Source organism: Pseudomonas sp. efr-133-TYG-103a (genome assembly GCF_030209235.1).
Taxonomy (GTDB): Bacteria; Pseudomonadota; Gammaproteobacteria; order Pseudomonadales; family Pseudomonadaceae; genus Aquipseudomonas.
Genome location: NZ_JARVSK010000030.1, coordinates 22053 through 46046 on the forward strand (window position 1 = coordinate 22053; position 23994 = coordinate 46046).

Annotated in this window: 21 protein-coding genes; 2 read left to right on the forward strand and 19 right to left on the reverse strand. The window is 59.9% G+C overall.

Translation table 11 applies throughout. From position 1 onward, the window contains the following. Window positions 1-248 precede the first annotated feature (248 nt). From sucD to sdhC, 9 genes are all read right to left on the reverse strand, one after another. Entirely contained in the window at window positions 249-1133 is an 885-nt protein-coding gene (gene sucD / locus QRN36_RS22515) for a succinate--CoA ligase subunit alpha (protein ID WP_093459218.1), read from the reverse strand. After that, window positions 1133-2299, reverse strand: a complete 1167-nt coding sequence (gene sucC, locus QRN36_RS22520; protein ID WP_093459219.1) for an ADP-forming succinate--CoA ligase subunit beta — start codon at window positions 2297-2299, stop codon at window positions 1133-1135. Before sucC ends, sucD begins: the two co-directional genes overlap by 1 nt. 204 nt (window positions 2300-2503) lie before the next feature. After that, window positions 2504-3943 carry a dihydrolipoyl dehydrogenase gene (gene lpdA / locus QRN36_RS22525; protein WP_285426084.1) on the reverse strand — a complete coding sequence of 480 codons (1440 nt, stop codon included), beginning with the start codon at window positions 3941-3943 and terminating at the stop codon, window positions 2504-2506. 167 nt (window positions 3944-4110) lie between these two features. Next, window positions 4111-5355: a 2-oxoglutarate dehydrogenase complex dihydrolipoyllysine-residue succinyltransferase gene (gene odhB / locus QRN36_RS22530; protein ID WP_285426085.1), complete on the reverse strand. Its 1245-nt coding sequence runs from the start codon at window positions 5353-5355 to the stop codon at window positions 4111-4113. 41 nt (window positions 5356-5396) lie between these two features. Beyond that, window positions 5397-8228 carry a 2-oxoglutarate dehydrogenase E1 component gene (locus tag QRN36_RS22535; RefSeq protein ID WP_285426086.1) on the reverse strand — a complete coding sequence of 944 codons (2832 nt, stop codon included), beginning with the start codon at window positions 8226-8228 and terminating at the stop codon, window positions 5397-5399. 287 nt (window positions 8229-8515) lie between these two features. Further along, the gene (locus QRN36_RS22540) at window positions 8516-9220 is read right to left on the reverse strand and encodes a succinate dehydrogenase iron-sulfur subunit (RefSeq protein ID WP_093460102.1); all 705 of its coding nucleotides are present in this window, start codon (window positions 9218-9220) and stop codon (window positions 8516-8518) included. Window positions 9221-9231: 11 nt separating this feature from the next. Then, entirely contained in the window at window positions 9232-11004 is a 1773-nt protein-coding gene (sdhA, locus tag QRN36_RS22545) for a succinate dehydrogenase flavoprotein subunit (protein WP_285426087.1), read from the reverse strand. Between the two features lie 3 nt (window positions 11005-11007). Next, on the reverse strand, window positions 11008-11376 hold the full coding sequence (gene sdhD / locus QRN36_RS22550) for a succinate dehydrogenase, hydrophobic membrane anchor protein (RefSeq protein WP_093459224.1): 369 nt from the start codon (window positions 11374-11376) through the stop codon (window positions 11008-11010). Continuing rightward, entirely contained in the window at window positions 11370-11744 is a 375-nt protein-coding gene (gene sdhC, locus QRN36_RS22555; RefSeq protein ID WP_285426088.1) for a succinate dehydrogenase, cytochrome b556 subunit, read from the reverse strand. The genes sdhD and sdhC overlap by 7 nt, the downstream gene beginning before the upstream one ends. A 363-nt stretch (window positions 11745-12107) precedes the next feature. Here sdhC and gltA point away from each other — a divergent pair, with 363 nt between their 5' ends. Beyond that, window positions 12108-13397 (forward strand): citrate synthase, encoded by a 1290-nt coding sequence (gene gltA, locus QRN36_RS22560; RefSeq protein ID WP_285426089.1) that lies wholly within the window; start codon window positions 12108-12110, stop codon window positions 13395-13397. 70 nt (window positions 13398-13467) lie between these two features. On the opposite strand, the gene QRN36_RS22565 is transcribed toward gltA, so the two are convergent. The 9 genes from QRN36_RS22565 to QRN36_RS22605 form a co-directional block, all read right to left on the reverse strand. After that, the gene (locus tag QRN36_RS22565) at window positions 13468-14073 is read right to left on the reverse strand and encodes an START domain-containing protein (RefSeq protein WP_285426090.1); all 606 of its coding nucleotides are present in this window, start codon (window positions 14071-14073) and stop codon (window positions 13468-13470) included. A gap of 56 nt (window positions 14074-14129) precedes the next feature. Beyond that, window positions 14130-14387, reverse strand: a complete 258-nt coding sequence (locus QRN36_RS22570) for a YkgJ family cysteine cluster protein (protein WP_285426091.1) — start codon at window positions 14385-14387, stop codon at window positions 14130-14132. Between the two features lie 101 nt (window positions 14388-14488). After that, entirely contained in the window at window positions 14489-14998 is a 510-nt protein-coding gene (locus QRN36_RS22575) for a translation initiation factor 2 (RefSeq protein WP_285426092.1), read from the reverse strand. Between the two features lie 303 nt (window positions 14999-15301). Beyond that, on the reverse strand, window positions 15302-16741 hold the full coding sequence (locus tag QRN36_RS22580) for a PLP-dependent aminotransferase family protein (RefSeq protein WP_285426093.1): 1440 nt from the start codon (window positions 16739-16741) through the stop codon (window positions 15302-15304). 213 nt (window positions 16742-16954) lie between these two features. Next, window positions 16955-17770 carry an OmpA family protein gene (locus QRN36_RS22585; RefSeq protein ID WP_285426094.1) on the reverse strand — a complete coding sequence of 272 codons (816 nt, stop codon included), beginning with the start codon at window positions 17768-17770 and terminating at the stop codon, window positions 16955-16957. Continuing rightward, a complete protein-coding gene (locus QRN36_RS22590) occupies window positions 17767-18120 on the reverse strand; it encodes a DUF4398 domain-containing protein (protein ID WP_285426111.1) in 354 nt (117 codons plus the stop codon). The genes QRN36_RS22585 and QRN36_RS22590 overlap by 4 nt, the downstream gene beginning before the upstream one ends. A 21-nt stretch (window positions 18121-18141) precedes the next feature. Next, window positions 18142-18957, reverse strand: coding sequence for an ABC transporter substrate-binding protein (locus QRN36_RS22595; protein WP_285426112.1), 816 nt, complete (start codon window positions 18955-18957; stop codon window positions 18142-18144). Between the two features lie 143 nt (window positions 18958-19100). Beyond that, window positions 19101-20030: an electron transfer flavoprotein subunit alpha/FixB family protein gene (locus QRN36_RS22600; RefSeq protein WP_285426095.1), complete on the reverse strand. Its 930-nt coding sequence runs from the start codon at window positions 20028-20030 to the stop codon at window positions 19101-19103. Further along, a complete protein-coding gene (locus QRN36_RS22605) occupies window positions 20031-20780 on the reverse strand; it encodes an electron transfer flavoprotein subunit beta/FixA family protein (protein ID WP_093459233.1) in 750 nt (249 codons plus the stop codon). Window positions 20781-21307: 527 nt separating this feature from the next. Between QRN36_RS22605 and QRN36_RS22610 the strand changes: the two genes are divergently transcribed. After that, a complete protein-coding gene (locus QRN36_RS22610) occupies window positions 21308-22972 on the forward strand; it encodes an electron transfer flavoprotein-ubiquinone oxidoreductase (RefSeq protein ID WP_285426096.1) in 1665 nt (554 codons plus the stop codon). A gap of 86 nt (window positions 22973-23058) precedes the next feature. On the opposite strand, the gene QRN36_RS22615 is transcribed toward QRN36_RS22610, so the two are convergent. After that, entirely contained in the window at window positions 23059-23964 is a 906-nt protein-coding gene (locus tag QRN36_RS22615; RefSeq protein ID WP_285426097.1) for an AraC family transcriptional regulator, read from the reverse strand. Window positions 23965-23994: the final 30 nt, after the last annotated feature.

Genomic DNA, 23994 nt, shown 5'->3' on the forward strand with positions numbered 1-23994 from the left:
CAGGGCGGTGCGACCGATGAACGCACGTTGCTGTCGCATTTCGGACAAGTCCTACAAAACTCGGCCAGACTGCTCGCCCTTCGTCCCCATGCGCCTTGCGCCTTGCGCCTTGCGCCTTGCGAACAGGAGGCTGTTATACGGATTGAATACTTGCGACTGGAAACGACACGCCGAAATCCAGACCCGGAAAACACAAAGGCCACCCGAAGGTGGCCTTTGTCGATCAGACGATGATCAGCAAGCTATGCTTACTTCTTCATTTCCCAACCGGTCAGCTCAGCCAGGGCTTTGCCGATGTCTGCCAGCGAACGCACGGTTTTGACGCCTGCGTCCTGCAGTGCAGCGAATTTCTCGTCTGCAGTGCCTTTGCCGCCAGAGATGATTGCGCCCGCATGGCCCATGCGCTTGCCCGGAGGAGCAGTCACACCGGCGATGTAGGAAACCACTGGCTTGGTCACGTTTGCCTTGATGTAGGCAGCCGCTTCTTCTTCAGCCGAACCGCCGATCTCACCGATCATGACGATCGCTTCGGTCTTCGGGTCTTCCTGGAACAGCTTGAGGATGTCGATGAAGTTGGAGCCCGGGATCGGGTCACCACCGATACCGACGCAGGTCGACTGACCGAAGCCGGCGTCAGTGGTCTGCTTCACAGCTTCGTAAGTCAGGGTGCCGGAACGCGACACGATACCGACTTTGCCTGGCAAGTGAATGTGACCTGGCATGATGCCGATCTTGCACTCGCCTGGGGTGATGACGCCTGGGCAGTTAGGGCCGATCAGGGTAACACCCAGCTCGTCGCACTTGACCTTGGCATCCAGCATGTCGAGGGTAGGAATACCTTCGGTGATGCAGATGATCAGTTTGATGCCGCCGAACGCTGCTTCAAGGATGGAGTCCTTGCAGAACGGAGCCGGAACATAGATCACGCTGGCAGTGGCGCCAGTCTGTTCAACGGCTTCGCGAACGGTGTTGAACACTGGCAGGTTCAGGTGAGTGGTGCCACCTTTGCCTGGGGTCACGCCGCCAACCATTTTGGTGCCGTAGGCAATGGCTTGTTCGGAGTGGAAGGTACCTTGCGAGCCGGTGAAACCCTGGCAGATAACCTTGGTGTCTTTATTGATCAGGACGCTCATTATTTGCCCTCCGCAGCTTTGACGACTTGTTGAGCAGCGTCGGTCAAGCTGGTAGCAGCGATGATGTTCAAGCCGCTTTCTGCCAGTACTTTAGCGCCCAGGTCAGCGTTGTTGCCTTCGAGGCGCACAACGACCGGGATTTTCACGCCGACTTCTTTAACAGCGCCGATGATGCCTTCGGCAATCATGTCGCAGCGAACGATGCCGCCGAAGATGTTGACCAGTACTGCAGCGACGTTGCTGTCGGACAGGATGATCTTGAACGCTTCGGTCACGCGCTCTTTGGTCGCGCCGCCACCTACGTCGAGGAAGTTGGCTGGCTTGCCGCCGTGCAGGTTGACGATGTCCATGGTACCCATGGCCAGGCCGGCACCGTTGACCATGCAGCCGATGTTGCCTTCCAGTGCCACGTAGTTCAGTTCGAACTTGGCAGCGTGGGCTTCACGTGGGTCATCTTGCGATGGATCGTGGAAAGCCTTCAGCTTTGGCTGACGGTACATGGCGTTGGCGTCGATGTTGATCTTCGCGTCCAGGCAGTGCAGATCGCCGTCAGCCTTGATGACCAGCGGGTTCACTTCCAGCAGGGCCAGGTCGTGGTCCTGGAACAGCTTGGCCAGACCGGTGAAGATCTTGGCGAACTGGGCAACCTGCTTGCCTTCCAGACCCAGCTGGAAAGCCAGATCGCGACCCTGGAACGGCTGAGCGCCAACCAGTGGATCGACAGTGGCTTTGAGAATCTTCTCAGGTGTTTCGTGAGCGATTTTCTCGATGTCCACACCACCTTCGGTGGAAGCCATGAACACGATACGACGGCTCGAACGATCGACTACAGCGCCCAGGTACAGCTCTTTGGCGATGTCAGTGCAGGATTCAACCAGGATCTTGGTGACTGGCTGACCGTTGGCATCAGTCTGGTAAGTGACCAGACGCTTGCCCAACCACTGTTGAGCGAACGCAGCTGCGTCTTCCTTGCTGCGAACCAGCTTGACGCCGCCCGCTTTACCGCGACCACCCGCGTGAACCTGGGCTTTGACAACCCACTCGGTTCCGCCGATTTTGTCGCACGCTTCTGCTGCTGCTTCCGGGGTGTCTACTGCAAAGCCCTTGGATACTGGCAGGCCGTATTCAGCAAACAGCTGCTTACCCTGATACTCGTGAAGATTCATGCTTATTACCGTCTTCGTTAGGTACTGCGCATTCGGTGCTGCTCGTCTAAGCGTGCCGCACCACCTGTGACCGCTTCTCCCGGAAGGTGCCAGGACAGACACCTGAATGCCTGCCTCGCACCACCGGGAGTTCGAGTCCAACGGTCCTTCCGCGGTAAGCCTTGCGAGCAAGGCTCACGACGGGCGGACCGTCGTGGTTTTTTCTTAGCGTTTCTTCTTGTTCTGGATGTGGATGGCGTGGCCATTCACTGCCAGTGCAGCTTCGTGCAGCGCTTCGGACAACGTCGGGTGCGAGAAGACCATCATGCCGATGTCTTCGGCACTGGTGCCGAACTCCATGCCGATCGCGCCCTGCTGTACCAGTTCTGCGGCGCCTGGACCAATGACGTGTACACCCAGTACACGGTCGGTCTTGGCGTCGGCGATGACCTTGACGAAACCGCCGGTGTCGTTCGCAGCCATTGCACGACCACTGGCCGCGAACGGGAAGCTGCCGACGTTAACCTCTACGCCTTCGGCCTTCAAGGTCTGCTCGGTTTTACCGACCCATGCGATCTCCGGGTGGGTGTAGATAACCGAAGGGATCAGGTCGTAGTTCATCTGGGTCTTGTGACCCTTGATGCGCTCGACAACCATGATGCCTTCTTCCGACGCTTTGTGTGCCAGCATCAGACCACGGACCACGTCACCGATCGCGTAGACGCCAGGAACGCTGGTCTCGCACTGGTCGTTGACGAAGATGAAACCGCGCTCGTCGATGTCGACGCCGCTGTCGGAAGCCAGCAGATCGGTGGTCACCGGACGACGGCCTACCGCGACGATCAGACGATCGAAGGTGATGTTCTGCTCGCCATCCTTGTCGGTGTAGTTGACGACAACTTCGTTGCCGTTGACTTTCGAACCGGTGACGCGCGCGCCCAGCTTGATGTCCAGACCCTGCTTGGTGAAGGTCTTCTGCGCTTCCTTGGAAACGGCTTCGTCAGCGGCTGGCAGGAATTTCTCCAGCGCTTCCAGAACGGTCACCTTGGAACCCAGACGCGACCACACCGAACCCAGCTCCAGGCCGATGACGCCAGCGCCGATCACGCCCAGGCGCTCAGGCACGGTCTGGAATTCCAGGGCACCTGTGGAGTCGACGATGACGTTCTGGTCGACTGGCGCCGGCGGAATGTCGATCGGGCGCGAGCCGGAAGCCAGGATGATGTTATCGGCTTCGATGACTTCAGTGGTGCCGTCAGGCTTGGTCAGCTCGACTTTCTTGCCGGCCAGCAGCTTGCCGTGACCTTGTAGAGAAGTGACGCCGTTTGCCTTGAACAGGCTCGCAACGCCGCCGGTCAGGCCTTTGACGATCTGGGCCTTGCGGCCGACCATCGCCGGTACGTCCATCTGCACGTCGCCGGAGATGGAAATGCCGTGTACGTTGAACTGGTTCTTGGCTTCGTAGAATTTCCACGAGCTGTCCAGCAGCGCCTTGGAAGGGATGCAGCCCACGTTCAGGCAGGTACCGCCGAGAGCCAGTTTGCCCTCTTTATCCTGATACTTCTCGATGCAGGCAGTCTTGAGACCAAGTTGCGCGGCCTTGATGGCGGCCACATAACCGCCAGGGCCTGCGCCAATCACTACCACGTCGAATTTCTGGGACATACAAAGAGTTCCTCTTTAGCTGCGAGCTTCAAGCCACAAGCTGCAAGCTGATCCGTGATGCTCTACAGACGAGTTGCAGCCTGCTATTAGGATGTTGCGACGACCCAAGCGCAAACGCCAGGCTGCTTGTGTGCAGCTTGGCGCGTGCGGCTTGTGGCTGCCTTGAATCAGATATCCAGCAACAGACGAGCCGGATCTTCCAGCAGGTTCTTGATGGTCACCAGGAAAGTCACAGCTTCTTTACCGTCGATCAGGCGGTGATCGTACGACAGCGCCAGGTACATCATCGGACGAATGACAACCTGACCGTTGATCGCCATCGGGCGTTGAACGATGTTGTGCATGCCCAGGATGGCCGCTTGCGGCGGGTTGACGATCGGGGTCGACATCATCGAACCGAAAGTACCACCGTTGGTGATGGTGAAGGTACCGCCAGTCATCTCGTCGATGGACAGTTTGCCGTCACGGGCTTTCTTGCCGAAGGTGGCGATGCCGCCTTCGATCTCAGCCAGGCTCATCTGTTCGGCGTTACGCAGAACCGGAACCACCAGACCACGGTCGCTGGACACGGCAACACCGACGTCGGCGTAACCGTGGTAAACGATGTCCGAACCGTCGATCGACGCGTTGACTGCCGGGAAGCGTTTCAGCGCTTCGGTAGCGGCCTTGACGAAGAACGACATGAAGCCCAGACGCACACCGTTATGGCTCTTCTCGAAGAGATCCTTGTACTTCGAACGCAGGGCCATGACTTCGGTCATGTCGACTTCGTTGAAAGTGGTCAGCATCGCCATGGTGGACTGAGCTTCTACCAGACGCTCGGCAACCTTGGCACGCAGGCGGGTCATCGGAACGCGCTTCTCGGTGCGGTCACCGGCAGCGACCACAGGAGCGGCAGCTGCGGCGGCAGCAGGCTTGGCAGCCGGTGCGCCGGCCGGAGCGGATTTCTTCGCTTCGATGGCAGCGACCACGTCTTCCTTGGTGACACGGCCGTCTTTGCCGGTGCCTTTGATGCTGGACAGCGCGATGCCGTTTTCTTCAGCCAGCTTGCGGGCGGCCGGAGCGCCGATCGCGTCTTCGTCGCCGGCAGCAGGTGCCGGAGCGGCAGCAGCGGCAGGTGCAGGCGCGGCGGCCGGTGCAGCAGCGGCAGCGGCAGGCGCGGCCGAAGCCGTGGCGCCGGCGTCCAGGGTTGCGATCAACTCGTTGGACAGGACGGTGTCGCCCTCGCCTTTGACGATCGATGCCAATACGCCGTCAGCTTCGGCCAGTACTTCGAGAACGACTTTGTCAGTCTCGATGTCGACCAGCAGCTCGTCACGTTTCACCGCCTCGCCCGGCTGTTTGTGCCATTTGGAAATGGTGCCGTCGGCAACGGATTCCGGGAAAGAGGGGGCTTTGATCTCAATAGCCATTGTCTGTAATTCCTTAATTCGGTTTCTAGTGCGCGAAGGCGTTAAACAGTGAACGCGTCTTGCAGCAGTTTTTCCTGCTGCTCGGCGTGCATCGAAGCGTAGCCACAAGCAGGAGCAGCAGAAGCATCACGACCGGCGTACTCGAGAACGAGGTTGCGGTTGTGATTGCCGATGCTACGGCGCAAGTGATGCTGGCTGCTGTACCAGGCGCCCTGGTTCATCGGCTCTTCCTGACACCAGACCACGTGGGTCAGGTTGGTGTAAGGCGCGATGGCCTCCATCAGGTCGTCTTCCGGGAACGGATAGAGCTGCTCGATACGCACGATGGCGATATCTTCGCGGCCTTCGGCACGGCGTTTCTCCAGCAGGTCGTAGTACACCTTGCCGCTGCACAGGACCAGGCGGGTCACCTTGGCCGGATCGAGGGTGTCGATTTCCGGGATGACCGTCTGGAACGAGCCTTCGGCCAGATCTTCCAGCGTCGAGATGGCCAGCTTGTGGCGCAGCAGCGACTTGGGTGTCAGCACGACCAGCGGCTTGCGCAGAGGACGAATCACCTGACGGCGCAGCAGATGGTAGATCTGTGCCGGAGTGGTCGGCACGCACACCTGAATGTTGTGCTCGGCGCACAGCTGCAGGTAACGCTCCAGACGAGCCGAAGAGTGCTCTGGCCCCTGCCCTTCGTAGCCATGCGGCAAGAGCATGGTCAGACCGCACAGACGGCCCCATTTGTGCTCGCCGCTGGTGATGAACTGGTCGATCACGACCTGCGCACCGTTGGCGAAGTCACCGAACTGGGCTTCCCAGATCACCAGCGCGTTCGGCGAAGTGGTCGAGTAGCCGTATTCGAATGCAAGCACCGCTTCTTCCGACAGGAACGAGTCATACAGGTCAAAGCGAGGCTGACCGGCGTACAGGTTCTGCAGAGGCACGTAGGTGGTTGCGTCTTTCTGGTTGTGCAGGACGGCGTGGCGGTGCGAGAACGTGCCGCGGCCGACGTCTTGCCCGGTGATGCGCACCGGATGCCCTTCGAACGCCAGCGTGGCGTAGGCCATGGTCTCTGCGTAACCCCAGTTGATCGGCAGCCCACCGGCTTGCATCTTCTGGCGGTCTTCGTAGATCTTCTGGACCTGACGCTGAACCACGAAGCCTTCCGGCAGTTCCATCAGCTTGGCCGACAGTTCCTGCAGGGTCTTGAGGTCAAAACGGGTGTCGTGACGCGCGGTCCAGGCGTGGCCCAGGTAAGGACGCCAGTCGACGAACAATTCCTTGTTCGGCTCTTTGACCAGGCTTTTCACGACGTGCATGCCGTTGTCCAGCGCGTTGCGGTACTCGTCGACCTTCGCCTGAGCGGCGGCGGCATCGAGCACACCGGCGGCGGCCAGGGAGTCGGCGTACAGCTCGCGGGTGGTGCGCTGCTTGGAGATCTGCTGGTACATCAGCGGCTGGGTGCCGCTCGGCTCGTCGGCCTCGTTGTGGCCGCGACGGCGGTAGCAGACCAGGTCGATGACCACGTCACGCTTGAACTGCATGCGGTAGTCGATCGCCAGCTGGGTCACGAACATGACCGCTTCTGGGTCGTCGCCATTCACATGGAGGATCGGCGCCTGAATCATCTTGGCCACGTCGGTCGCGTATTCGGTCGAACGCGCGTCCAGCGGGTTGCTGATGGTGAAGCCAACCTGGTTGTTCACCACGATGTGGATGGTGCCGCCAGTCTTGAAGCCGCGGGTCTGCGACATCTGGAAGGTTTCCAGAACCACGCCCTGACCTGCGAACGCAGCATCACCGTGGATGGAAATCGGCAGCACTTTCTCGCCGGTGGCGTCGTTGCGACGATCCTGACGGGCGCGCACGGAACCTTCGACCACCGGAGAAACGATCTCCAGGTGAGACGGGTTGAACGCCATGGCCAGGTGAACTTCGCCGCCGGTGGTCATGACGTTGGACGAGAAGCCCTGGTGATACTTCACGTCACCGGAACCGAGCTCGACCTTCTTCTTGCCTTCGAACTCGTCGAACAGCTCGCGCGGGTTTTTGCCGAAGGTGTTGACCAGTACGTTCAAACGGCCACGGTGGGCCATGCCGATGACGATTTCCTTGGTGCCGTAGGAACCGGAACGCTGGATCAGTTCGTCCAGCATCGGGATCAGGCTTTCGCCGCCTTCCAGGCCAAAGCGCTTGGTGCCCGGGTACTTGGTGCCCAGGTACTTCTCCAGACCCTCGGCCGCGGTGACGCGCTCGAGCAGGTGGCTCTGAATGTCGGCGGAGTAAGCTGGACGGCCACGCACGCTTTCGAGGCGCTGCATGAACCAGTTGCGCTGGTTGGAATCGACGATGTGCGTGAACTCCGCACCGATGGTGCGGCAATATGTCTTCTGCAACGCGTCGACGATTTCGCGTAGGCTCGCTTCCTCCTTGCCGATGAACAGGTCGCCGGCACGGAATGTGGTATCGAGGTCAGCGTTGGTCAAACCGTAATGGTTGATCGACAGGTCAGCTGGCGCAGTACGCTTCCACAGACCCAGAGGATCGAGTTGCGCACCCTGATGGCCGCGCATACGGAATGCCTGGATAAGTCGCAGCACTTCGACTTGCTTCTTCTCGTGTTCGCTGCTCACGCTACCGGCGGAGACCGGCTGAGCGCGGCGCTGGTTTTTCCCCAGCAACACGAAATGATCGCGAACCGTAGAGTGCGATACATCGGTGGCAGTGCTGCCGTCAGCCGGCAACGTCTGAAAGTAGGTGCGCCACTCTTCTGGCACAGCGTTAGGGTCGTGCAGGTAGAGTTCGTAGAGCTCTTCCACATAGGCAGCGTTACCACCGGAAAGGTGGGCGCTGTTCCACATGCGCTGCATCACGCTTTCTTGCATGCTTGGTCACCCTCGGTTAGGGGACACCACCGGCGTCGACACCGTTGCAAACTTGAAAAGTCCGGCAGCGATTTCGAATCAAGTCGCTGACTGCACCAAGTCGCTAGGATCACGCAGATAGTCCGGGTACCAGCCCGGATGCCCCTGCTGGTCTCATTTCTTCAAAATAAGAGCTGCGGCCAAATGACTGCTGCTCAGGTTAAAACTACGGCGCCGGTTGAAGCCTGCGCCGCAGCGTTTACGGGCACAACGTTTACACATGCATCGATGTTACAGGTACAAGGAACTCAGATACCGCTTTTCAGCAACATGCTGCGAACATGACCGATCGCCTTGGTCGGGTTAAGACCTTTCGGGCAGACGTTGACGCAGTTCATGATCCCGCGGCAGCGGAACACACTGAACGGGTCATCCAGCGATGCCAGACGCTCCTGGGTCTTGGTGTCGCGGCTGTCAGCCAGGAAACGATAGGCTTGCAGCAGCGCGGCTGGACCGAGGAATTTGTCCGGGTTCCACCAGAACGAAGGGCAGGACGTCGAGCAGCAGGCGCACAGGATGCACTCGTACAGACCGTCCAGCTTTTCACGCTCTTCAGGCGACTGCAGACGCTCGATGGCCGGAGCCGGCGTGTTGTTCTGCAGGAATGGCTTCACCTTCTCGTACTGCTTGTAGAAGATGCTCATGTCGACGACCAGGTCACGGATGACCGGCAGGCCAGGCAGCGGACGAACCACCAGCTTGTTGCCCTTGACCACGGAAGACAGCGGCGTGATGCAGGCCAGGCCGTTCTTGCCGTTGATGTTCATGCCGTCGGAACCGCAGACGCCTTCACGGCAGGAGCGACGATAGGAGAAACCTTCGTCCTGCTCTTTGATCAGGGCCAGCACGTCCAGCACCATCAGGTCCTTGCCACCGGTGTCGACCTGGAATTCCTGCATGAACGGCGCAGCGTCCTGATCAGGGTTGTAACGATAAACACTGACTTGCAACATGGCGATCACCCTTAATAAGTCCGAACCTTAGGCTCAAAAGTCGGAACAGTCTTCGGCGAGAAGTTCACGGCACGCTTGGCTACGCGCTTTTCACCCGGGAAGTACAGGGTGTGGCACAGCCAGTTTTCGTCGTCGCGATCTTCGAAGTCTTCGCGAGCGTGCGCACCACGGGACTCCTTGCGATGTTCTGCAGCAATGGCCGTTGCTTCGGCGACTTCCAGCAGGTTCTGCAATTCCAGCGCTTCGATCCGGGCAGTGTTGAACGCCTGGCTCTTGTCGTTGATCTTGACCTTCGCGATACGCTCGCGCAGGGTGGCCAGCTGAGCGATACCCTTCTGCATGTATTCGCCCGTGCGGAATACACCGAAGTAGTTCTGCATGCAGCTTTGCAGCTCTTTGCGCAGGGTGGCGACGTCTTCGCCATCGGTGCGCTCGTTCAGGCCGCTGAGGCGGGCCAGAGCGACATCGATGTCGGTGTCGGAGGCGCGACGGTAGTCGATGCCCTCGTTGAGCGCCTGCTCCAGGTGCAGACCGGCAGCACGACCGAACACGACCAGGTCGAGCAGCGAGTTGCCACCCAGACGGTTGGCACCGTGAACCGATACGCACGCCACTTCACCGACCGCGAACAGGCCCGGGATGATGGTGTCTTCGCCAGCGGCGTTCTGCGTGATTGCCTGACCGTGAATGTTGGTGGCGATGCCGCCCATCATGTAGTGGCAGGTTGGAACGACCGGGATCGGCGCAACGGCAGGATCGACGTGTGCGAAGGTCTTGGACAGCTCCATGATGCCTGGCAGACGGCTGTGCAGCACTTCTTCACCCAGGTGATCGAGCTTCAGCATCACGTGGTCGCCATCGGGACCGCAACCATTGCCGGCAATGATTTCCTTGACCATCGAGCGCGCAACGACGTCACGACCTGCAAGGTCTTTCGCGTTCGGCGCATAGCGCTCCATGAAACGCTCGCCGTGCTTGTTGATCAGGTAACCGCCTTCACCACGGCAACCTTCGGTGACCAGTACACCTGCGCCGGCAATGCCGGTCGGGTGGAACTGCCACATTTCGATGTCCTGAACCGGCACGCCTGCACGCAGGGCCATGCCGACGCCGTCACCGGTGTTGATCAGGGCGTTGGTGGTCGACGAGTAGATACGGCCTGCGCCGCCGGTAGCCAGTACGGTCGCGTCGGCGCGGATGTACGAGGTTTCACCGGTTTCGATGCAGATGGCGATGATGCCGACGAAAGCGCCGTCCTGGTTCTTCACCAGATCAACTGCGTAGTATTCGTTGAGGAATACGGTGCCGGCCTTCAGGTTGGCCTGGTAAAGGGTGTGCAGCAAGGCGTGGCCGGTACGGTCGGCAGCAGCGCAGGTACGCGCAGCCTGACCGCCTTTACCGAAGTCCTTGGACTGACCGCCGAACGGACGCTGATAGATGCGGCCCTGCTCGGTACGGGAGAACGGCAGACCCATGTGCTCGAGTTCGAACACGGCTTCAGGGCCTACGGAACACATGTATTCGATCGCGTCCTGGTCACCGATGTAGTCGGAACCCTTGACGGTGTCGTACATGTGCCAGCGCCAGTCATCGTTCGGGTCGGCCGAAGCGATGGCGCAGGTGATGCCACCCTGGGCGGAAACGGTGTGCGAGCGGGTCGGGAAGACCTTGGTGACTACAGCGGTCTTGTGGCCGCCCTGAGCCAGCTGCAATGCAGCGCGCATGCCTGCACCACCGCCGCCGATGATGATGGCGTCGAATGAAAGTGTATTAATGTTAGCCATGAATCAGATACCCCAAAGAATCTGCACACCCCAGACGAAGTACGCGAACATCGCAATGCCGCAGACAGCCTGGAAAAGGAAACGCACAGCTGTCGCGGACTTGCCCAGCGCCATCGGCGTCAGGTAGTCGGTCGCGATGGTCCACATGCCTACCCAGGCGTGAGCGCCCAGGGCAACGAAGGCCAGCAGACTGAAAATGCGCATTCCGTTATGGGAGAACAGAGCGTGCCACGTGGCGAAATCGATGCCAGGGTGGGCGATCAGGTATCCGATCAGGAAGATGAAATAAGCCGCGAGCACTACGGCGGAGACGCGCTGCGCCATCCAGTCATAGAGGCCCGAACGTGACAGGTTCGTAACGCTGGTTACCATATCCAAACTCCCGCCAGAACAATCAACACCAGGGAAACGGCGATGATGATTTTCGAGCCCAGTTTTCCGCCTTCCAGCGTCTCACCGATACCCGCATCCATGATCAAGTGGCGAACACCGGCCACCAAGTGATACAGCAAGGAGGACAGGAGACCCCACACAACGAGTTTGGCCAGCGGACTGGTCAGGCAATCCTTCACCTCGGCAAAGCCTTCCTCGGAACCCAGAGACTTGCTCAATGCGTAAAGCATGATGGCGAGGCCCAGGAAGAGGATGATGCCGGAGACGCGATGAAGAAATGACGTTACGCCGGTGATGGGGAGTTTGATGGTCCTTAGGTCTAGGTTTACAGGTCGTTGGCTTTTCACGGCTTTTTTTCACACTGAAGAGCCCCTAACAATCAGGGCAAGTTGTTGGGAAGTGCACTGGTCAGGTACCCACTACCCAGGAAGTGACGGCCCCCAGAAAAACGGGCCTGAAAGCCCCTGGCGGTCGGACGCCGAGTATAGACAGTTAGCCAACTAATGACAACGCAAAGACCCCACGCTAAGGGCGGATTGCTTTAGCTCGATAAAAGGCGTAAATGGCAGGTAATTTCGCGGAAAACATCGCCTTAAAGCCTTCTGCTACAAGACTTTTGGCAAATTGACTTTAGAATTTATCTCACTATAGTGGTGCGGGCCCTGCGTGGGGGGCCTGTCTGATGATTTGAAGCATAAATAGGAGGCCACATGGCTGACAAAAAAGCGCAGTTGATCATCGAGGGCGCTGCCCCCGTCGAACTGCCCATTCTGACCGGCACAGTTGGTCCCGATGTAATCGACGTACGCGGCCTGACCGCCACCGGACGCTTCACATTCGACCCAGGTTTCATGTCGACCGCCTCATGCGAATCCAAGATCACCTACATCGACGGTGACAACGGAATCCTGCTGCATCGTGGCTACCCGATCGAACAGCTGGCCGAGCAATCGGACTATCTGGAAACCTGCTACCTGCTGCTGAACGGCGAACTGCCGACTGCCGAACAAAAAGCTCAATTCGTCGTCACCGTGAAGAACCACACCATGGTGCACGAGCAGTTGAAGACCTTCTTCAACGGCTTCCGTCGCGATGCTCACCCGATGGCCGTCATGTGCGGCGTCGTCGGTGCCCTCTCGGCGTTCTACCACGACTCGCTGGACATCAATAATCCTCAGCATCGCGAAATCTCGGCGATCCGCCTGGTCGCGAAGATGCCTACCCTGGCCGCGATGGTGTACAAGTACTCCATGGGTCAGCCCATGATGTACCCGCGCAACGACCTGAGCTACGCAGAAAACTTCCTGCACATGATGTTCAACACGCCGTGCGAGATCAAACCGATCAGCCCGACGCTGGCCAAGGCCATGGACCGGATTTTCATCCTCCACGCCGACCACGAACAGAACGCGTCCACCTCCACCGTGCGCATGGCCGGCTCTTCGGGCGCCAACCCGTTTGCCTGTATCGCGGCCGGCATCGCCGCGCTGTGGGGCCCGGCACACGGCGGCGCCAACGAAGCCGTTCTGACCATGCTCGATGAAATCGGCGATGTCTCGAACATCGACAAGTACATCGCCAAGGCCAAGGACAAGAACGATCCGTTCAAGCTGATGGGCTTCGGTCACCGCGTTTACAAGAACCGCGACCCACGCGCCACCGTGATGAAACAGACGTGCGACGAAGTCCTGCGCGAACTGGGCATCACCAACGATCCGCAGCTGGAACTGGCGATGCGTCTGGAAGAGATCGCGCTGACCGATCCGTACTTCATCGAGCGCTCGCTGTACCCGAACGTCGACTTCTATTCGGGCATCATCCTGAAAGCCATCGGCATTCCAACCAGCATGTTCACCGTGATCTTCGCCCTGGCCCGCACCGTCGGCTGGATCTCGCACTGGAAAGAAATGCTCTCCAGCCCGTACAAGATCGGCCGCCCGCGCCAGCTGTACACCGGTGAAGTCTCTCGCGACATCGTGCCACTCGCAGAGCGCAAGTAAGCGCGACACCGACATGAAAAAGGCTGCCGATTGGCAGCCTTTTTTGTGCGCTAAAGAACGCTTGCGGCGCTTACTGCTCCGCATGCTCCTTGAGCGCCTTGAGCGTGTTGAAAGGCGCGTCGACGACGAACTTGTTGGCAAGCCAGGACGGAACGCTGCCGCCCGGTTCGGTGTGCACCTGGTAGGTAACCTCGGTCAGGTTGTCGCCCTTGGGCACGAACTTCCAGTAGCCCTCCACCTGCGCAACCCGTACGAAGCCTTTCTCTTCAGGAATGTACTTGGGCTGCCCCAGCAGCTTGCGAGTGAGGCTGCCATCGGCGCCTTCCACGGTCGTGACCTCAAGCACCGAATCCCGCGGCGTGACTGGCCACGGCGTGTTGAACTGGGTGTAGGTCCAAGTCTTGTCGCCCTCATGCTTGAGAATTTTCTGCGACTTGCACTCATGAATCCAGGCACACGCGGCAGCGACATCCTCTTGCAGCGCGCGCAACTTGGGAATGCCGGCCTTGATGGTGGCTACACCCTGATAAGCCTTGTACTGAGAGCCCGCGACGTCACTGAGCGAGACCTTGATGCCCTCCTCGTTCTTGGCGACCTTCCAGTCCTCAGCCTGGGCACTGGCAGCGACCATTACAGTCAGGCCGATTCTACATGCAATCCGGTACAGCGAACCCATTGTTGTATTCCTTATTCTTGAAGTTCAGTTGTCTCGATATATCCACATCCCTGCCTTCAAGCAACCGATGTGAGCGTCTCCCACCAGCCCAGCAGGCGAATGGCGTCTTCGGAACTGCTGCCACAGACCTCCACGTCTGCCGAGAACTGGCTACACACCGCCGGTCTTTCCGGCCTGCCGAACAGCCCGCAGAGCATGTCGACCGACAGGTGCAGGCAACGTTCGCCAGCGGGTTTGCCCTGCGGCATACCGGGAATCGGCGAGGTGATGGAGGGTGCAATGCAGCAAGCGCCGCAACCCGGACGGCATTCCATGAAAACGTACTCTGGGAGGCAGTGAGAGATGACAGGATCTTAACCGCTAAAACGCGCGTTTGAAAATACGGGATTCACGCAAGCCGACGGCCGAGGGCCCATTACTGCTTGAATTTGAAATCCAGTGCAGCGCCCTCGACATCCCGGCGCGCCTCGTTACGCAGTTGCAGCTGCATTTCGTTGCTGAGCAGACGGCCCTGAAGCTGAAAATCCGGATCGCTCTGCGAATCAGGAAACAGCTGCGGCAGCAGCGGCTTGGCGCCTGCCGGAGGCGTCTTGGGCTTGGCAGCGGAGGTGATCACATTCGCTGGCGGGGCCAATTGCTTGACCATCTCCGGCGGCAGACTCAAATCAAGCTGAGCCTTCGGCAGTCGCGTGTCCTTGACCACTTGGGAGGCAGGCTTGGTCTTGCTGGCAACCGGCGCACGATTGGCCACCTCTGAATTGTCGGCTTTCACCTTGGCTGATCGGGCATTGGCACTCGGTGATTTCTGCTCGACCGCAGCCGCCTTATTGGGTGTGATCCCAGGCGTGACAGACTTGGCGGGGGCCTGCGGCTTACTCGACGCGATAACGGGCACCACGCCAGCGTCAGGCGCTAGGTCGTGCACCGCTGGCGCCGTTGCAGCAGGAACAACAGGCTTTTCCAACGGTGCAGGCGCTTGAGCGTCCCTGGTTTGAGCCGTCGGGGCGGTCGCGGTCGTCGCTACTTTAGGCGGCGGTGTCACCGGCTTGTCGCCATCGCAAGCGCTCAACAAGACCAGCAACAACACGCCAATACAACGCAATGAATTCATAGATCGAAGACGGCAGATTAAGACACGAGCCAATATGCTGGCCCTTTAGTCAACCGGTGACAAGTGAAGCCTTGTCAGCCAGCCCCTGAACAGTGGAAAGCAACGGACCGGCTGAGTTCACCACGTTTGACCGGCGTCCTGACACAACTGCTTGGCAAGCATGCCCAGGGTCATCAGCGCCCTCTCCGCCTCACGGTTCCACGGCAGCCCGCAATTGAGCCGGATGCAGTGGTTGAATTGCTCTGTGTTACTGAAGATAAGCCCCGGCGCGATGCTAATGCCCTGCTCGAGCGCGCGCACGTGCAACTCCTGCGTATTGACCCGTCCCGGAAGGCTGATCCACAGGATGAACCCGCCAGCCGGACGGCTGATTTGCGTGCCCTCTGGAAACATTTGCTGCACCGCCAACTGAAAGGCGCTCAGGTTCTTGCGATGCTCCTGGCGGATGTAACGCAGGTGCCTGTCATAGCCGCCGTTCTCCAGATAAGAAGCCACGGCCATTTGCGTCACACTGCACGCCGAATGGGTGCTGAAGGTTTGCAGCCGCTGGATTTCGGCCTGGTATTTTCCGGCGATCATCCAGCCAATGCGCACGCCCGGCGACAGCGTCTTGGAGAAGCTCGAGCAGTAGATCACCCGCCCCAGGCGATCGAACGCCTTCAGCGCTTTGGTCTTGTTCTGCTCATACATCAGCTCGCCGTAAATGTCGTCTTCGATGACCTGAATGTCGAAGTCCGACGCCAGCCGCAGCAAGTGTTTCTGCCGCTCTTCGGGCATCGTGCTGCCCAGCGGGTTGCTCAACCGCGAGGTCATCACCAAAGCCTTGATCGACCACTGATTGGCCGCCAGCTGCAAGGCCTCCAGACTGATGCCGGTGTTCGGATCGCTGGGAATCTCGATCACCTTCAGGCCCAACAGATCGGCCAGTTGCAGCAACCCGTAATAGGTCGGCGACTCGGCCGCGATCAGGTCACCGGGACTGGTCAGCACACGCAGCGACATCTGCAGTGCGTCGACACAGCCGTGTGTGATGACGACCTCTGAAGGATCGACCACCACGCCGGCATCGCGCATGCGGATCGCCACCTGACGCCGCAACGGCTCGAAGCCCGGGCTGAACATGTAGTTGAAGGCGCGAGGGCTCTGGAAGCGCGTGACCTTCGCCAGTTGCTGGTGCAGCGCACGCAGCGGCAGGTAATCGATGTGCGGCACCGCAGCGCCGAACGCAAAGACACCCTCACGTCGGGCCTCCACCAGCACTTGCTGGATGATGCTGGCGCGGGTGACCAGACCCGGCCGCTCGACCCGTGCAATGTCCGGGGTCGGCGCAGTCAGGGCAGGCGTCTGATGGACGTAGTAACCGGACTGCGGGCGCGCGCGGATCAGCCCCTGATCCTCGAGATTGGCGTAGGCCTGCAGGACGGTGGCATGACTGACATTGAGCTGCGAGCTCATCTTGCGCACCGAAGGCACGCGCTCACCGGGCTGATACACGCCCCGGCGAATGTCTTCAGCCAACTGCTGAGCGATACGTTGATACAGCAGAAGATTGGTCATGGCGTCCCTCGTGTCACAGGCAGGTCAATTCCGGCGCACACTTTTCAATCTCACCGGAACAGTTGAGAAGTGTACGGGGACAGTTCAGGAAACCGCCAGTAATACTTGAGTGTGAAGAAAATTTTGTTAAGCCGTTTACGCCAAACCTATGGACGATTTGCACAAAAAAGCCCGGCGTCTTTGCAGACAGCCGGGCCTGATCAACCCAATAATTCAGCGCGGGGCGCTTAAATGGCCTTTTTCGTCGGAGAACACGATTTCCACCCGACGATTTCGCGCCCTTCCCCGTTCGGAAGTGTTCACATCCACCGGGTATTGATCGCCATACCCTTCCACCTGGATGCGCTCGTCTTCGATCCCGAGGTCTGCCAGGACATCCGCCACTGCTTGCGCCCGATCACGGGACAGCTGCAGGTTTTCCTGAGCGTCGCCGGTGCTGTCGGTGTAACCCTCGATACGCACGATGCGCTTGGGATTGAATTGCAGAAACTGCACGACCTTCAGCACGGTTCGGTTTGCCGAGCTCTTGAGCTCGGCATGGCCGGTGTCGAACAGCATGTCACCCAGCGTCATGACCAGACCCCGTTCGGTCTGCAACGTGGAAAGGCTGATCACTTGATCTTCGGCCCATTTGCCTTGCTGCTGAGCACCCGACAACTTCGCCTCACGCAGCGCCAATTGCAGGCGCTGGCGTTCAAGCTCGAGGCGCGCAAGCTTCTCCTGATTGAGCAGCAACTTGCTGTGCTCGGTGGCGACCGCGCTGTAGCGGCTGCTCAGGTAGGCGTAATGGCTGACGTCGTCGGCACTGCCGATGTAACTGGACAGACGCTCGGCTCTGGCGAGCAATTCGCCTGCGCGGATCACGTCCTTCGGCGCGCTGCGCAAGACGTTGGTGTCTTCTTTGACTTTCTGGAAATCGGCGCTGGCGCTCTGCAACGTGGCTTCGCTGCCGGGGTGAGCCGCGCAACCGTACAGCCCGGCACTTGCCAACAACATCGCGACGCTCACTGCACGCGGGATGGCGTTCATTGGCTCGCCCCCAGCTGTTTGCGAAGGCGCTCCAGGCGCGCGTTGACCTGTGCAACCTGTTCGTCGCTCTTTTGCGTCAGTACCCGCGCTTCCGCCAGGCGGGCATCCAGCTCAGCCTGCTCGGCCTGCATGCGCGCATCCTTGTAGGCCTTGTCGGCCATGTCGGCGCGGGCACGAGTCAGTTTGGCCTGCGCTTTGGCGAGGTCCGGTTCGTCATCGGTCGCACCCACGGCGCCCGCCTGAGTCACCGCCTGTTCGGTCAATTTCAACTGCTCAACCGGCGCGGGATCGTTCGCGCAGCCGAACAGAGAGGCCGTTGCCACGGCTGCGATCAAAGGTCGTATTTTCAAAAGAAAGCTCAAAAAACATTCCTACTGGTGGGTGGCGCTGGTCGGCTGCTGCAACTGGGCTTTCCACAATTCCAGATTGCGCGTAACGGCTTCACTGGAGCGGCCCGAAGCGGACAATTCTGTCATTTTTTTTGCCAGCTGTCCGCGCAGCCAGGGTTCGTTACACGCCGAATTGAACGACAACGCCAGATACAAGCCCGGCCGGTCGAGCGGCAGCGGTTGTGCCTCAAGGTCCGCCGCCAGGGTCTGCGTCATCGCCATTCCAGCGTAGCGTCCGGCGAGCACGTATTCGACCTGTCCCTGAACGAGGGCCTGGAAGGTCTGCGTCAGGTTGGTCTTCTTCTCCAGCGTGAGGTGCTCTTTGATCGCGCGCTCGAACGCAGGGGTCACGCGGGTTTTCTCGGAGATGGCGCCCGCATGGCCCTGCAGGTCCGCCAGCGCGTTGAAGGGTTGAGCGTGGCCTGCGCGGGTCCAGACCATGATTTCATTCTGGGAAACCGGCGGATGAACGAAGTCCAGCGACTCGAGTTCGGCGTCGTTCAGCGGGGTGTCGGCCAGCAGATCCATGCGTCCGGTGCGCACTTCCTCCAGTGCCTGACTGCGCTTGCCCGCAAACAGCAACTCGACCTTGATGCCGATCTGCGTCGCAGCCTCTTTGAGCAGGTCGGCGTTGGCCCCCATCAAGTGCTTCGGATCCTGCGGATCACGCCACAGGTAAGGCGGTGCATCCGGACTGCCCGTCACGATCAGACGATCGCACTTGCCCGCCGCCATCACCAGCGAAGGCACGAGCAGCATTGCGCCTGCCAGTGATGCCAGCGTGCGCCTTGACGACAACATGGCTACATCCTTTTTTCGACCCATAAAAAAACCCGCTCTGTTCCGACCGGGGAAAACGTCATTCGGCGCAGTGCAACCGACGATCAACGTTTTCCAGCAGCCCGAACGAACGGGTTCTCTTTATAAGTCAGACGGCTGGATTAGACCAGCTTCTCCAACTCGGGGACGGCTTCGAAGAGGTCGGCAACCAGGCCGTAATCGGCCACCTGGAAGATCGGCGCTTCTTCGTCCTTGTTGATCGCGACGATCACTTTGGAGTCCTTCATGCCGGCCAGGTGCTGGATCGCGCCGGAAATACCGACGGCGATGTACAGCTGCGGCGCGACGATCTTGCCGGTCTGACCGACCTGCATGTCGTTGGGCACGAAGCCTGCGTCGACGGCAGCGCGAGAAGCGCCGACGGCCGCGCCCAGCTTGTCGGCCAGCGCATACAGATGCTTGAAGTTGTCGCCGTTCTGCATGCCGCGGCCGCCGGAAACGACGATTTTGGCAGCGGTCAGCTCAGGACGGTCGGACTTGGCCAGTTCTTCATTGACGAAGGACGACTTGCCTGCGTCGTGGGCCGCAGCAACGGCTTCAACGCTCGCCGAACCACCTTCGGCGGCAACGGCGTCGAAACCGGTGGCGCGCACGGTGATGACCTTGACGGACGCCGACGACTGAACGGTCGCAATGGCGTTACCGGCGTAGATCGGGCGCTTGAAGGTGTCAGCCGATTCAACCGAGATGATCTCGGAGATCTGGTCGACGTCCAGCTGCGCAGCCACGCGCGGCAGGATGTTCTTGCCGTTGGAGGTGGCAGCGGCCAGTACGTGGCTGTAATTCGCAGCCAGTTCGCCAACCAGGGGTGCCACGTTTTCCGGCAGTTGGTGCGCGTAGGCGGCGTTGTCGGCAACCAGCACCTTCGCGACGCCGGCGATCTTCGCAGCCGCTTCACCGACAGCGGCAACGTTCTGGCCCGCGACCAGGACGTGGATGTCACCACCGATCTTGGCGGCAGCCGCCACGGTGTTCAGGGTGGCGGGAGCGATCGCGCCGTTCTCGTGCTCAGCGATAACCAGGATAGTCATTTAGATTACCTTCGCCTCGTTCTTCAGTTTTTCGACCAGTTCTGCAACCGACTTGACCTTGATGCCTGCACTGCGGGCAGCCGGGGCTTCGACTTTCAGGGTCTTGTTGGTCGAAGACGTGGAAACGCCCAGCGCGTCAGGCGTCAGGGTTTCGAGCGGCTTCTTCTTGGCCTTCATGATGTTCGGCAGCGACGCGTAGCGTGGCTCGTTCAGACGCAGGTCGGTGGTGACGATCGCTGGCAGCTTCAACGAAACAGTCTGCGCGCCGGCATCGATTTCACGGGTGACATTGACGCTGTCGCCGGAGACTTCAACCTTGGAGGCGAAAGTGCCCTGGGCGTAGCCGCTCAGCGCAGCCAGCATCTGACCGGTCTGGTTGTTGTCGCTGTCGATGGCCTGCTTGCCAAGGATGACCAGTTGAGGCTGTTCTTTATCGACAACAGCCTTGAGCAGCTTGGCCACGGCCAGGGAGGTCAGCTCGTCAGCGGATTCAACGAGGATGGCGCGATCGGCACCCAGTGCCAAAGCGGTACGCAGTTGCTCCTGAGCGGTGGTCGGGCCAATGGAAACGACGACGATCTCGGTCGCGACGCCTTTCTCTTTCAGGCGTACGGCTTCTTCCACAGCGATTTCGCAGAAGGGGTTCATCGACATTTTGACGTTAGCGAGATCGACGCCGGAGTTGTCCGCTTTGACGCGAACCTTGACGTTGTAGTCGACCACTCGTTTGACAGCTACAAGAACCTTCATGGATTCCTCGTTACTCTCCGGTGAAAAGAAAGTCGCCAGGCTCAGCCCGGCGATGGGTACACGTCAGTGTAAAGAACACCTCTGAAAACAACGTATTCGTCGTTGCTGAATGCTGATTTCAGCAAAAACAGCCGCTCAGCCACGCCAACTCAAGCCAGCGGCCGGCTGGCCGTGTAAACTGCACCGCGCCCCGCCGCCCCTTGGGCCCAGCGGATCTGCAGCACAGCATTGCGTCGCTTTTAGAGGCGTTCTCCTGCCTGACGGTCAGCCTACGGCGAGCGCAAAACCGCCCGTATCTTGACCGGAACGCCTAGTCCGGTCAATACGACAAAAACGCCAGTCACAAGCCGCGTCCCTATGTTTTATCAGGGTTTCGGCCGATTCAAACAAACGTTTGTATTGGACCTGTGAGGTGGTGTAGATATAATGCAGACCCTTTGAGATATCGCGCGGGTGTACCCCATGCGCGTGTCGGTTTTAGCAACCTATAAAAAATATGCCGTTGAGCCCTGAGTAGGAGATAGCCTGTGGAACGCGAATACATGGAATTCGACGTCGTCATCGTCGGAGCCGGCCCCGCCGGGCTTTCCGCCGCATGCCGCCTGAAACAGAAAGCCGCCCAAGCCGGCCAGGAAATCAGTGTGTGCGTGGTGGAAAAAGGCTCTGAAGTTGGCGCCCACATCCTGTCGGGTGCGGTGTTCGAACCTCGCGCCCTCAACGAGCTGTTCCCGGACTGGAAAGAACTGGGCGCCCCGCTGAACACGCCGGTCAAAGGCGACGACATTTATGTCCTGACCAGCGCCGAAGCCGGCACCAAAGTGCCGGGCGCGTTCGTGCCCAAGACCATGCACAACGAAGGCAACTACATCATCTCCCTGGGCAATCTGTGCCGCTGGCTGGCCCAGCAGGCGGAAAACCTGGGCGTGGAGATCTACCCGGGCTTCGCCGCCCAGGAAGCGCTGATCGACGAAAACGGCGTCGTGCGCGGGATCATCACCGGTGATCTGGGCGTGGACCGTGAAGGCAATCCCAAAGAAGGCCTGTACACCCCGGGCATGGAGCTGCGCGGCAAGTACACGCTGTTCGCCGAAGGCTGCCGCGGGCACATCGGCAAGCAGTTGATCAAGCGCTTCAATCTGGACAGCGAAGCCGACGCTCAGCATTACGGCATCGGCCTGAAGGAAATCTGGGAAATCGACCCGGCCAAACATCAGCAAGGCCTGGTGGTGCACACCGCTGGCTGGCCGCTGGACGTCATGGGCACCGAAAACACCGGCGGCTCCTTCCTCTATCACCTGGAAAACAACCAGGTGGTGGTCGGCCTGATCGTCGACCTGTCGTACGCCAACCCGTACCTGTCGCCGTTCGACGAGTTTCAGCGCCTCAAGCATCACCCGATCCTCAAGCAGTATCTAGAAGGCGGCAAACGCGTGAGCTACGGCGCCCGCGCGATCTGCAAAGGCGGTCTGAACTCGCTGCCGAAAATGGTATTCCCGGGCGGCGCGCTGATCGGGTGCGACCTGGGCACGCTGAACTTCGCCAAGATCAAAGGCAGCCATACCGCGATGAAGTCCGGCATGCTGGCCGCCGAGTCGGTGGCCGACGCGCTGTTCGCGGGCAACGAAGGCGGCGATGCGCTGAACACCTATGTCGACGCGTTCAAAGCCAGCTGGCTGCATGAAGAACTGTTCGCCAGCCGCAACTTCGGCGCGGCGATCCACAAGTTCGGTCCGGTACTGGGCGGCGCCTTCAACTTCATCGATCAGAACCTGTTCGGTGGCAAGATCCCGTTCACGTTGCACGACAACAAGCCTGACTACGCGTGCATGAAGCTGGCGGCCGACTCGAAGAAGATCGATTATCCGAAACCGGACGGCAAACTGAGCTTCGACAAGTTGAGCTCGGTGTTCATCTCGGGTACCAACCACGAAGAAGAGCAGCCTTGCCACTTGAAGCTCAAGGATCCAGGCATTCCGATCAACGTCAACCTGCCCAAGTACGATGAGCCGGCCCAGCGTTACTGCCCGGCAGGTGTGTACGAGGTGGTGACTCAGGAAGACGGCGCCAAGCGCTTCCAGATCAACGCGCAGAACTGCGTGCACTGCAAGACCTGCGACATCAAGGACCCTTCGCAGAACATTACCTGGGTGACGCCGGAAGGCGCGGGTGGGCCGACCTACCCGAATATGTAAAAGAACCAGCGGCCAGTGTTGAGCTGCAAGCGATAAGAGAAAGGCGCCCTGATGGGCGCCTTTTTCCGTTTATCAGGCCTGATGCATTACGCCGAAAACCGCAGTCGGTCGCCCTCTTCCCCCGGATTGCGCTCGAAATACCGTTTGTACTCGCGGCTGAATTGCGACGTGCTCTGATAGCCCACCTTGTGCGCGACCTGCGCCACGCCCATGCCTTCGCCGATCAGCATCTGCTGGGCCTTGAGCAGCCTCACCCGCTTGAGGTACTGCACCGGCGACAACAGGGTGCTGCGCTTGAAGTGCTCATGAAAGGTCGACGCGCTCATGTTGGCACAGCGGGCAAGATCATCGACGCTCAATGGCTCGTTGTAATGATCGCGAAGAAACTGCAGCGCCGCGCCGATCCGCGCGAAGTGGCCCTGTTGCTCGACCAGCGCCCGCAAGACGCCGGCCTGGGCGCCTCGCAGCGCGGCATACAGCACCTCCCTCACCCGCGCCGCGCCCATCACTTGCGCGTCGAGCGGATCGTGCAGACAGCGCAACAAACGCTCGACACTTTCACGCATGGATGCGTCCAGTTCGGCAGACGTCATGGACTCGGGCGTCTGCGCCTTCACCGACGGGTCGGGCGCCAGGTGCATCATCTGCACCAGCTCGCTCAGCACCGTGCGGTCGATGGACACGGCGACGCCATACATGGGTTCGTCCCGGGTGGCGAAGGTTTCGCACATGAACGGCACCGACAGCGCCTGAACCAGGTAATGGCCTGCGCCGTACTCGAACGTGCGCGGCCCCAGGCGCGCGAGTTTGCTGCCCTGGGCGAGGATGATCAGGCTCGGCTCGTAGATCTGCGGACTGCTGGCGACATAGCGGTCCCACGACATTGCCTGCACGCCACGAACGCGTGTATCGACGAAGCCGGGTTGCACCGCGAGGGGCTTGATCAGGGCGACCAACGTGGCGTTGGCCGCTGAATGAAGAGTCAGTGACATAGGTGACCGGACAGAGGATTAGACACTGAC